The 10,910-nt window shown below is 67.5% G+C and carries 9 protein-coding genes and 1 pseudogene; 6 read left to right on the plus strand and 4 right to left on the minus strand.

The genetic code is table 11. The annotated features are described in order from the left end of the window. Window positions 1-207 (plus strand): annotated as a pseudogene (locus ACFRAU_RS23865) (cytochrome ubiquinol oxidase subunit I); the annotation flags it as partial. A 115-nt stretch (window positions 208-322) separates the two neighbouring features. Here ACFRAU_RS23865 and ACFRAU_RS23870 read toward each other — a convergent pair. Next, window positions 323-661: a hypothetical protein gene (locus ACFRAU_RS23870; protein ID WP_377997571.1), complete on the minus strand. Its 339-nt coding sequence runs from the start codon at window positions 659-661 to the stop codon at window positions 323-325. A gap of 237 nt (window positions 662-898) precedes the next feature. Then, a complete protein-coding gene (locus tag ACFRAU_RS23875) occupies window positions 899-1,081 on the minus strand; it encodes a hypothetical protein (protein WP_377997570.1) in 183 nt (60 codons plus the stop codon). A gap of 175 nt (window positions 1,082-1,256) precedes the next feature. On the opposite strand from ACFRAU_RS23875, the gene ACFRAU_RS23880 reads away from it, so the two are divergent. The 4 genes from ACFRAU_RS23880 (at window position 1,257) to ACFRAU_RS23895 (ending at window position 8,178) form a co-directional block, all read left to right on the plus strand. Beyond that, the gene (locus ACFRAU_RS23880; protein ID WP_378001743.1) at window positions 1,257-3,497 is read left to right on the plus strand and encodes a S9 family peptidase; all 2,241 of its coding nucleotides are present in this window, start codon (window positions 1,257-1,259) and stop codon (window positions 3,495-3,497) included. 332 nt (window positions 3,498-3,829) lie between these two features. Next, on the plus strand, window positions 3,830-4,594 hold the full coding sequence (locus ACFRAU_RS23885; protein ID WP_378001744.1) for a peptidoglycan-binding protein: 765 nt from the start codon (window positions 3,830-3,832) through the stop codon (window positions 4,592-4,594). 7 nt (window positions 4,595-4,601) lie between these two features. Further along, a complete protein-coding gene (locus tag ACFRAU_RS23890; RefSeq protein WP_378001745.1) occupies window positions 4,602-7,235 on the plus strand; it encodes a hypothetical protein in 2,634 nt (877 codons plus the stop codon). A 136-nt stretch (window positions 7,236-7,371) separates the two neighbouring features. Then, window positions 7,372-8,178 carry a methyltransferase domain-containing protein gene (locus ACFRAU_RS23895; protein ID WP_378001764.1) on the plus strand — a complete coding sequence of 269 codons (807 nt, stop codon included), beginning with the start codon at window positions 7,372-7,374 and terminating at the stop codon, window positions 8,176-8,178. A 23-nt stretch (window positions 8,179-8,201) separates the two neighbouring features. On the opposite strand, the gene ACFRAU_RS23900 is transcribed toward ACFRAU_RS23895, so the two are convergent. Beyond that, window positions 8,202-8,576 carry an STAS/SEC14 domain-containing protein gene (locus ACFRAU_RS23900; protein WP_378001746.1) on the minus strand — a complete coding sequence of 125 codons (375 nt, stop codon included), beginning with the start codon at window positions 8,574-8,576 and terminating at the stop codon, window positions 8,202-8,204. Window positions 8,577-8,712: 136 nt separating this feature from the next. Between ACFRAU_RS23900 and ACFRAU_RS23905 the strand changes: the two genes are divergently transcribed. Next, a complete protein-coding gene (locus ACFRAU_RS23905; RefSeq protein WP_378001747.1) occupies window positions 8,713-10,425 on the plus strand; it encodes an ATP-binding protein in 1,713 nt (570 codons plus the stop codon). Between the two features lie 171 nt (window positions 10,426-10,596). Here ACFRAU_RS23905 and ACFRAU_RS23910 read toward each other — a convergent pair whose 3' ends face one another. Further along, complete coding sequence (locus ACFRAU_RS23910; protein ID WP_306925506.1) at window positions 10,597-10,755, minus strand: hypothetical protein; 159 nt, start codon at window positions 10,753-10,755, stop codon at window positions 10,597-10,599. Window positions 10,756-10,910: the final 155 nt, after the last annotated feature.

Below are 10,910 nucleotides of genomic sequence, written 5' to 3' on the forward strand. Positions count from 1 at the left end.
TCCCTGGAGTGGGCCACGTCCTGCCCGCCGCCGCGGCACAACTTCACGTCCTTGCCGCGCATCCGCTCGGAGCGTCCGGCACTGGACCTGCACCATCCCGAGCTGCGCGTCCGCGAGCACGACGCCGTACACACCCCGGCGGCCGAGGTCCTGGGGGCGGCGGACATCGGCGAACGCGACGTGCGGGATCCGAATCCGGACCGCTAGCCCGGCGCGGAGCCTTCCTGAAAGCACAGGGGAAGCAACTCCGGCACAAGGCTGAGGCCCCGGACTCCATTGGGAGTCCGGGGCCTCAGTGCGTAGTCAGTTCAGCCAACTGCCCTCAAGCAGCCGCCGCCACCGGGACGCGGCCAGTTGCGGCGTCCATCCCGCCGTCGGCCGGGGCCAAAACGCGGAGGTTGCATTCGGACTGCTGCGGATCAATGGAACGCGGCAGGTGGTGCGTTTTGGAGCATTCCCGCAACTGTTCAAGTGCGACGGGTTCGACGCGGGCGTGGCTGACATCGACGACGAGCTGCAGGCCCTGCCGGAGGTGGTTGGCGCGCTTCATAACGACGTAAAGAGCCTGGATGCTTTGGGCGGTTACATGTCCCTGGGCGGCGACCTGAGCCTCACCGCAGTCGAGATCCACGCGGACCAGTACCTTGAGCTTCTGGTTCAAAAACTTCTCCCCTCATGCGCGGCCGCGACGCTGCGACCGGGTCTAACCCTAGCCTGCATGTGACTCAGGTAACAGGAAAATTCCGAATGTTGCAGAAATGCGACCTTTCGCGCATGAGCCCCGGATACGCATTTGCGCCCCCGGACACGCAAATGGTCCGGGGACGCGTGGATTCCAGCGTCCCCGGACCATTTGCGCGTCACATGTTCGACGACGGCGGACGGTCTGGCGGGCAGTTCAGCTGCGGGTGGGGTCGGGGCGCAGCGGCGCGGGCCCGGGATCGGGTACCGGAAGCGGTCCGGGCGGCTCGGGCGTGGGAACGGGGTTGGGCGGTGCGGGGCGGGACGGGTCGGGCCGCATGGGATCGGGCCCGGGCTCCGGCGGGAACGGCTCTGGTTCGTGCACTGGCGGGATGGTCATGCTTCCCCCTCGAAGGCTCGTGTGGGTTCGTTCTTGCTGACGCGAGTTCAGGATACGCCCGGCGCCGGAGCAGGGACAGGGCACGGGCCGGCGTGTGAGGAGCGTCAGAATGCCGGCCTCTCCCCCGGTAGCGAACGGCGGCCCAAATGTCAGAGCGGCTCTATATATTGAGGGAATGACCCACACTCCGCTGCAGCAACCCGAAAGCTCCTCCGCCGTTGCCCCGCCCCGGCCGCCTGTCGCCAAGAGGGTGCCCACCGAGCGCACGCACCACGGGGACACTTTCGTGGACCAGTACGAGTGGCTGCGGGACAAGGAGTCCGAGGAGGTCGTCTCGCACCTGAAGGCAGAGAACGCCTACCAGGAAGCCCTCACGGCGCACCAGGAACCGCTGCGCGAGGCCATTTTCCAGGAGATCAAGGGCCGGACCAAAGAGACAGACCTGTCCGTTCCGAACCGGAAGGACGGCTGGTGGTACTTCAGCCGGTCCGTCGAGGGCAAGGAGTATGGCATCCAGTGCCGGGTCCGCGCCCAAAATACCGGAGATCCGGTGGCGGACTGGACTCCCCCGGCGGTGGAGGCCGGCGTCGAAATTCCGGGCGAGGAAGTCCTGCTGGACGGCAACGTCGAAGCGGAAGGCAAGCCGTTCTTCTCGGTGGGCGGAACGGCGGTGACCATCGACGGAACCCTTTACGCCTACGCCGTGGACAACGCGGGCGACGAGCGGTTCACGCTGCGGATCAAGGACCTGCGGACCGGCGAACTGCTGCCCGATGTCATCGAGAATGTCTTCTACGGAGTCTCGTTCTCCCCGGACGGCACGCGCATCTTTTACACCGTGGTGGATGATTCCTGGCGGCCGTACCAGGTCAAGTCCCACGTCTTGGGCACTCCGGTCACCGACGATGAGGTGATCTACCAGGAGGACGACGCCGCCATGTGGCTGGGCTTCGAGCTCTCCTCCGACCGGCGCCACCTTGTGCTCGGCATCGGCTGCTCCGAGTACAGCGAGACGCGCCTGCTGCGCTTCGACGACCCCGGCTCCGGCCTGTCCACTGTCATCTCCCGCAACGAACGCGTGCTTTATGAGGCCGAGCCGTTCCTGCTCGAGGGCCCGGACGGGCAGAAAGCTGAACGCATCCTCATCACCCACAACCGGAACGCCGTGAACTCGATGGTCTCGCTGGCGGAGCCGGCCGAGTTTGCCAAGCCGCTGGCCGAGCAGCGCTGGAGCACCGTCGTCGAGCATTCCGACGACGTCCGGATCAACGGTGCTGGGGTCACCGCCACCCACCTTGTGGTCTCGATACGGAAGGACACCATCGAGCGGGTCCAGGTGATGTCCTTGGCCGGGCTGGGGACTGCCGGCCAGCAGGCTCCAGTGGAACCCGCCTTTGACGAAGAGCTGTACACCGCGGGAGTCGGCGGTTCGGACTACGAGGCGCCCGTGATCCGGCTGGGCTACACGTCATACTTCACGCCGTCGCGCGTCTACGACTTCGTGCTGCCCACCCCGAAGCAGCCGGCCGGTGAACTGCTGCTCCGCAAGGAAAGCCCCGTCCTGGGCGGCTACGACGGCTCGGACTACGTGGCAACCCGCGAGTGGGCCGAGGCCGCCGACGGCACCCGGGTTCCGCTGTCGGTGCTGCGGCACAAAGCCGTCAAGCAGGACTCGACGGCGGCCGGCCTGGTCTACGGCTACGGTTCCTACGAGCTGAGCATGGACCCGGGCTTCGGCATCGCCCGGCTTTCGCTGCTGGACCGCGGCGTTGTGTTCGTCATCGCCCACATCCGCGGCGGCGGCGAACTCGGCCGCCACTGGTACGAGGACGGCAAGAAGCTCAGCAAGAAAAACACGTTCACGGACTTCATCGCGGCCACGGACTGGCTGGCGCAGTCCGGCTGGGCGGCACCGGACCGGATCGCCGCGCTGGGCGGCTCCGCCGGCGGGCTGCTCATGGGCGCCGTGGCCAACCTCGCGCCGGAGAAGTACGCCGCCATTGTGGCGCAGGTTCCGTTCGTGGACCCGCTCACCAGCATCCTGGACCCGGAGCTGCCGCTGTCGGCCCTTGAGTGGGAGGAGTGGGGCAACCCCATCACCGATCCCGCCGTATATGAGTACATGAAGTCGTACACGCCGTACGAGAACGTCCGCGGGGTGGCGTACCCCAAGATCGCTGCTGTTACGTCGTTCAATGACACCCGGGTGCTCTACGTGGAGCCGGCCAAGTGGGTGCAGGAGCTTCGCAACAAGACCACGGGCAGCGAGCCGATCCTCATGAAGATCGAAATGGACGGCGGGCACGGCGGGGCCTCCGGCCGCTACGTGCAGTGGCGCGAGCGGGCCTGGGACTACGGCTTCATCGCCGATTCGCTGGGGGCCACGGAGCTGCTGCCCGGCGCCGGGCTGAAGTAGGCCATCGGCTGCGCCACAAGCGCCCGGGCTCACGGACGGCGTCGACCCGTTTCGTTGGCGTTCGCGCGTGAGACGTGACACCGTTTTGCCAAAAATGGCCGCCCGCCGCCCGCGCAGGCGGCCATTTTTGGCAAATCGGCGCGCATGGAGGGCCCTCGACGACGGCGGCGAGCACGTGGGCATCTCCGGCCCGGAGCATTGATGGCGGGAATTCGCTCCTTCGGGCGGGTATTTTCAGAAAATAGTAATCCTGCTTACTATTGACGGGCATACGGGCTCGGTGCACCTGTCCGCTGGGGGCTGGGAATCCGACGCCGGAACTGGAGCCTAGCGTGAGCAATGAACAGGGATTGACCCCGCTTTCCGACGACGAACTGGATGCGCAGGCAGGCACCGCCCTGCCGGACAAGGAAGTCGCGTCCGTACTCGACCTCAACGCCGACCTCGACCTCGGCATCAGTGCCGCCGCGCCGATCGACCTCGCAGTGGCCGCCAACGCCAACGTCGCCGCCCCCATTGATGCCGCGGCCTCGGCAAACGTCCTGTCCTTCGGTTCGGAATCGCAGGCCCTCGCCGACCAGGGCGTCATCATCGACCAGGGAATCACCGCGGATGCCGCCGCAGACTCCGTGCAGGACAGCACCATCACCCAGGGCACGGGCGCGGACGGCGGGACTGTTGACGGCGGGACGCCGGACAGCACCGCGGGCGCTGGAACCGAGGCGGCCGGGGCCGGCACTGCCGATGCCACCCCCGGGCCTGACGCCGCCACCCTGCCCGGCGGAACGCCTGACGCCCCCCTCCCGGACGGCACAGGTGTCGGCGCCCTTCCCGTAGATCCGTCCACGGCCCTCGACGGGGACCTGCTCAACGTCAACGTGGACCTTGCGGCCGACGCCGACATCGCCGCACCGATCAACGGCGCCGTGGCCGCCAACGCCAACGTCGCCGCGCCGATCGACGCCGCCGTTGCGGCCAACATCGGCTCGATCGACAGCGACGCCTTCGCCGTTGCCCAGCAGGACGCCATCATCACGCAGGACATCGACGGCGAGGCCACGGCATCGGCAGATCAGCAGTCCGATCTGCAGCAGTAGAACCTGAATGAGCGCCAAACACAGCGGGCCGTCCGGCGTGGACGGCCCGCCGGTCTCCACTACACCCGCACCCGGTGTAGCGCCCTCACCGGGAAGCCGGGCAGGAGTCTCGACGTCGGCGGGCTCGTTCCCCACCCAAGGCACCCGGGCCGCCGTCGTCATAAGCCCGGACACCAATCAAGGCCGGGTACCGGTACGGGCGGACGGAATCCAGCTCATTGGCGAGGCCAACGGGTCCGGCTACCGGGAGGCCCCCTCGCTGGTTCGCCGTGCCGACGGCCAGACCATCCAGCTCACCGGGCTGCTTTTTCAGGTCCTGGACTCCATCGATGGTGTGCGGGATGTCGATGAGATCGCCGAGACGGCCAGCTCGCGTTCCGGCCGGCTCATCAGCGCAGACAACGTCCGGACGCTGATTGAGGGGCAGTTACTGCCGCTCGGCCTCCTTCAACTGGCGGACGGGTCGCAGCCCGACGTGCGCAGGTCGAATCCGCTGCTGGGCATGCGGTTCCGGTACACCGTCACGGACCCCGAGCGCACCCGGAAGCTGACGGCTCCGTTCGCCGTGCTGTTCAATCCGCTGATCGTGGCAGTTGTGGCCGCGGGGTTCCTCGCCTCGTGCTGGTGGGTCCTGATGGTCAAAGGCCTGGCCTCCGCCACGCACGATGCCTTCGCAAACCCGTGGCTCCTCCTGCTGATCTTCGCCGTCACAGTCCTGTCGGCCGGCTTCCACGAATTCGGCCATGCGGCGGGAGCACGCCGGGGCGGCGCCACGCCAGGCGCGATGGGTGCCGGACTCTACCTCGTTTGGCCCGCCTTCTACACGGACGTTACCGATTCCTACCGGCTGGGGCGCGGAGGCAGGCTGCGCACAGATATTGGCGGGCTGTACTTCAACGCCATGGTTGCCGTCGCCACGATGGGTGTCTGGTGGGCCACGGGTTTCGATGCGCTGCTCCTGGTGGTGCTCACGCAGATCCTGCAGATGGTGCGCCAGCTCCTTCCCCTGGTCCGTTTCGACGGCTACCACATCCTGGCCGATGCCACGGGGGTGCCGGACCTGTTCCAGCGGATCCGCCCCACACTGCTCGGGCTCCTGCCGTGGCGATGGGGCAAGCCCGAAGCGGAGGCGCAGGCCCTCAAGCCGTGGGCGCGTGCCGTGATTACAGTCTGGGTCCTGGTCACTGTGCCCCTTCTGCTGGTCAGCCTTGTGCTGATGGTCGTTTCCTTCCCGCGGCTCCTGGCCACGGCGTGGGCGAGCCTGCAGCACCAGCAGGCCCTCCTCTCCGGCAGCCTGGCGGAGGGGAACTTTGCCGACGGCGCAGTGCGCCTCCTGGCGATTGCCGCCGTCGTCCTTCCCGTGATGGGCGTCGCCTACATGCTGCTCCGGCTGGCGCGGCAGCTCGTCACCGGGCTCTGGGCCAAGACCCGGGGCAAGGCGATGCAGCGCGTCACCGCCATTGCGGTGGCCGGCGCCACCGCCGCCGGGCTGGCCTGGGCCTGGTGGCCACTGCCCGACGCCTACCGCCCGGTGCAACCCTACGAACGCGGGACACTCGCCGATGCCACGGCCGCCGTCCTGCCCGCACTGGCTGGTGGCGACGGTGCTCTTAGGGAGGGCCGGACGGGGCAGACGGTGGCACTCTGGCCGGACGGCACGGCGCTGCCCACCCGGGAGCAGCCGCAGCTCAGCATGGTCCTCGTGCCGAGGCAGGGAGCGCAACCGGCTTCCACGCCCGGCAAGCCGGACCAGAACCCAACGGACCCGGGTCAAGGCCAGGGCCATGCGTCGGCACCTGCCGGCACGCCGCCATCATGGGTCTTTCCGTTCGACAGGCCCCCGGCACCGGAGGAGAACGGCACCCAGGCGCTTGCCGTCAACACCACGGACGGATCCGTCACCTACGACGTCGCGTTCGCGCTGGTGTGGGCCGAGGACGGACCCGTGGACACCCGCAACGAGGCCTATGCATTCGCCAGTTGCGCGGACTGCGCGGCGGTGGCCGTCGGGTTCCAGGTGGTGCTGATTGTGGGCCAGGCCGACGTTGTGGTGCCCGAGAACCTTTCGGCCGCCGCGAACTACAACTGCGTCCGGTGCCTGACGTACGCCCTGGCCAGCCAGCTGGTGCTCACGCTGGACGGGCCGCTCAGCTCGGACGGCATGGCCCGGCTCAATGCGCTATGGCAGGAGATCGCCGAGTTCGGACGCACATTGCAGGGTGTCCCCCTCTCCGAGATCGAGGGACGGCTGAGCGCCTACAAGGAACGGCTCATGGAGATCGTCCGGACCGATCCCAGTGGCAGGCCCCGGACCGGCACCACGCCAACGCCGGGTTCCTCGCCGTCGTCCGGGGCGAGTGACGGGGCTGACCCGGGCCCGGGATCCCGTCCGAAGGAGCCGACGCCGGGTGTTCAGTCGCCAGGTGCACCGTCGCCAGGCATGCCGCCTGGTGGGCGGTCGCCAGGTGAGCCCTCGCCAGGCACGACGGCGGATCCCGCGGCTCCGGCGCCCGGAACGGGAACGACGGCGGACCCCGCCGTTCCGGCCCCGACTCCCACCGGTGCGACCCCGGCCCCCACAACTACGGCTCCCGGCAGCGCAGCCTCTGCGTCGCCGACCCCGAAGGTGGCAGCCCCGTAGAGTCCTTGCGTCGTCGATTTACCTAAAATGGCCGCCTGAGCATCCGCCGGGCGGCCATTTTTGGCAATACGGGTCGACAGGCAGCCCGGCGGCACCATTGAACGGCGACGTGTCACAGGCAACATATATTTGAATGATGCTCTCGGCGCTCAAGAAATACCTGCTGCTTCCCAAACTGGTGAAGCTGTCCTCCAACGCGCCCAAGGACCCCAGAGTGGCCTGGGACCAGTACTGGGGCAGGGTCGGTGCCACGGGGGCGCGCGGCGACGTCCTCTGGGATTCAGGCAGCGACCACGAACTCCGGGCCTACCTGGAGCACCTGACGCGGCAGCTGGACCCCAGCCTTCCCATCGTCGATGTCGGGTGCGGCAGCGGCGTCTTCAGCCGCGCACTTGGCGCCTACTTTCCGCATGTTTTGGGGGTGGACGTGTCAGCCAACGCCGTCGCCCGCGCAGCCGCCGAATCCAACGGGCTCGAGCGGATCTCCTACGTGGCGGCCGACATGACGGCACCCGCGGGCTCCCGCACCGTGACCGCCGCCCTGGCCGCGGCCGGGTTCACCGGTGAAGCCAACGTCTTCATCCGGGGTGTCCTGCACGTACTCAAGAGACCTGCGCAGGCGGCCCTGGCCGCGCAACTGCACCCGCTCGTGGGCAACCGGGGCCGGGTGTTTCTGGCCGAGACCGACTTCCGCGGAAATCCCATCCAGTACGTCAGCCACCTCGGCGCCACGCTGCAGTCCATCCCTGAGCCACTCGAGAAGGCCATCCGAGGCCTGCCCATGCCCGGCCGTTTTGGCACCGAGCAGCGCAGGCGGGCGTTTCCCGAAGCCAGCTGGGATGTGGTGGAGGACGGCCCGGTGACCATTGAAACCCGGCCCCTCACATCAGTGGACCGCCCGGAACAGATCCCGGGCTACTTCGCCGTGCTCCAGGCGCGCTGAACACAAGAAGCCCCGCTGCGGGGCTAGTGGACATTCAGCCAGGAAAGGGCCTCGGACTCGGACGTGAAGAACTTCGTGGGGCATGGGAGCTTGTTCAGACCCAGGAAGAAGTTGGCAATCACCCGGTCCACCGGCGACGCACCGAGCAGCGCGATCCGTGAGGCCTGGCAGGGACGGCCGAACACGGCACGGGCTCCGCGGCTCACATCGGAGGTGGTGGCCATGTCCACGAGCATGGGGTGACGGTTGTCGCCACAGAGCGCGTTGACCTGCCCCATCGCAGCCTCGGCGTCCCCCTCGGTAATGCTGGCGTCCCTGGCCCAGGTCAGCCGAAGCAGGCCGTCGGCGTCCAATTCCAGGTTGAACAGCGTGTTCCGTCCGGTGCTGTTGGAATTCAAATCAAACCTCCGAAGTGGCTAAATAAGGACAACTAACAAGGTACATCCCTTCGGGACGCAGCCACGGGCCTGCCTACTGATAATGTGAGTCCAAATTCACGGTAGCCTCAAAAGGCACTCGCAACACAGGGGGCACATGGTCCAGGCACCGGCGGAGTACGCCTCCGCACCTCGCGAGGCGGTGGTCGCGCTTACCGATGCCGCCCGTCTCGACGCCGTGGCGTCTGTGCTCACCCATGCGGATTTTACCGTCCGCAAAGCCCCCGACGCCGGATCCCTCGCCCAGGAGCTGGAAGGCGACCGGGCCGCCGTCGTACTTCTTGATGCGGTGCTGACGGACGGCTACCGGTGGGAAGGCACGCCCGTGCTGCTCCTGGTGGACCTCGGCGGCGACTTCGATCTTGCCCGGCTTGAGTCCTGGGGCATCGCCGACTACATCTCCAGGGACGCCCCCGCCCGTGAACTCACGCGCCGGGTAGAAACCCTGATAGGCCGGGCGAGGGAACGCCGCCGCATCCGGGCAGAGGCCGAATTCCTGCGCGAAAGCCTCCGCAACGTCTCTGCCGCCATCCGCGGCACCAACAGCCCCCAGCAGATGGCCGGCCACCTGGCCCGCGGCTTCGGCGAATCCCTGGGCGTGGACCGCGTCTGGTTCACCACCTTCCAGGATTCGCGGGTGCCCCGGATCAGTTCCCAGTGGTCCCTGCCCGGCCACGCCAAGCTGCCGGACACGCTCGGAACGTTTGAGGACGAGGCCCGGGAGCAGACCACGTCGCTGTGGTCGGCCGCCGAGGCCCTGGCAGTTCCGGACCACCGGACGGACCAGCCGGCCGCCTTGGCCGAAGGTTTACTGGAGTGGTCCGGCTTGGCCTCCGTCCGCGCGTCAGTCGCCTTGCCGGTGGGAGAAGGCGAGTCGGCGCTGGGGATCATCTGGATCGCGCAGCTCGAAGAACCGCGCGACTGGACCAGGGCCGAGATCGCCCTCATCCAGCACGTCGCCGGCAACCTCGCCCACTCCCTCATCCAGGGCCACCTCATCAGCGCGCAGCTGCAGGTGCTGCAGCAGCTCCGCGAGCTGGACAAGGCCAAAACGGACTTCCTGGCCACGGTCAACCACGAGCTCCGCACGCCGCTCACCTCCATTACGGCCTACCTCGACATGATCCGTGACGGGGCGGGCGGCCCCGTTCCCCCGGGCATCCTGTCCATGATGGACGTCATCTCGCGGAACTCGGACCGCCTCCGGAGGCTGATCGAGGACATGCTCACGGTCTCCCAGCAGGACGCCGCCGGCAACCTGAACCTCAAGCAGGTGGAGCTTGGCCAGGTCCTGCGGATCGTCGTGGCTGCACTGCGCCCGCTCGCCGATTCGCGGAACGTCACCATCACCGGCGCCGATTCGCACGAGGACGTGAAAGTCCAGGCCGATGAGGCCCAGTTGGAACAGGTCTTCACCAATATCGTGGCAAACGCCATCAAGTTCACCCCGAAAGGCGGCCGGATCAGCATCAGTTTCATGTCGGCGGCCTCCGACGCCGGCAGCCCCTTCGCCGTCGTCAACGTCATGGACACCGGCGTCGGAATTCCGGAGCAGGAAATCGCGCAGGTGTTCACCCGTTTCTACCGGGCGTCCAACGCCTCCTCCGCGGCCATCCCGGGCAGCGGACTCGGCCTGGCCATTGCCCACGACATCATCCGGCGCCACGGCGGTTCGCTGGACCTGTCCTCGGTGCTGGGCGAAGGAACAACCGTTTCCGTGCACCTTCCGGTCGACGGCCCCCGGGCCGATGAAACGGACGACGACGGGGCCGACGGCGACGAAGCACCGGGCGCACCCCAAACCGACTGAGCCCCGCGCACCCCAACCGACTGAGCCCTCGTACTCCGACCGACTGACCGCCGTCGCCCGCCGACGGGCGCAACGAGCCGGCCGCCGTCGACCGTCCCACCCAAATGAAAACCGCCCCGGACCTGTGGGTCCGGAGCGGTTTCCGTAATTCTGGCCAGCTACTGCCAACCTCTAGTTGGGCCACCAGCCAATGGTGGCGTAGTTGACGTCGCTCTTCGAAGTGGAGGACGTGGTGGTGTCCTTGTCCTTCGGGGCGGCGTTGGCAGGAGCAGCGAAACCTGCCACTGCGAGGATGCCGGTCATAACAAGTGTTGCGGCAAGTTTCTTCATCCGCTGTCCCTTTCGTCGTTTGTAGCCGTGAGCCGAATTACACATTACGGGCGACAGTATACGGTCACCGGATCAAGGTTTGGTCAAGTCATTTCCTGTCAATTCCACAGGATTTGCCATGTTTTTCCGCCGGCGTCTTGCAATTGCCGTAACAA

This window comes from Arthrobacter sp. NPDC056691 (genome assembly GCF_042791415.1).
Lineage (GTDB): Bacteria > Actinomycetota > Actinomycetes > Actinomycetales > Micrococcaceae > Arthrobacter.

Coding starts and splice junctions, on each gene's coding strand:
- ACFRAU_RS23875 (WP_377997570.1), bottom strand. CDS start 1,081: ATGACCATCCCGCCAGTGCACGAACCAGAGCCGTTCCCGCCGGAGCCC.
- ACFRAU_RS23880 (WP_378001743.1), top strand. CDS start 1,257: ATGACCCACACTCCGCTGCAGCAACCCGAAAGCTCCTCCGCCGTTGCC.
- ACFRAU_RS23890 (WP_378001745.1), top strand. CDS start 4,602: ATGAGCGCCAAACACAGCGGGCCGTCCGGCGTGGACGGCCCGCCGGTC.
- ACFRAU_RS23895 (WP_378001764.1), top strand. CDS start 7,372: ATGCTCTCGGCGCTCAAGAAATACCTGCTGCTTCCCAAACTGGTGAAG.
- ACFRAU_RS23905 (WP_378001747.1), top strand. CDS start 8,713: ATGGTCCAGGCACCGGCGGAGTACGCCTCCGCACCTCGCGAGGCGGTG.
- ACFRAU_RS23910 (WP_306925506.1), bottom strand. CDS start 10,755: ATGAAGAAACTTGCCGCAACACTTGTTATGACCGGCATCCTCGCAGTG.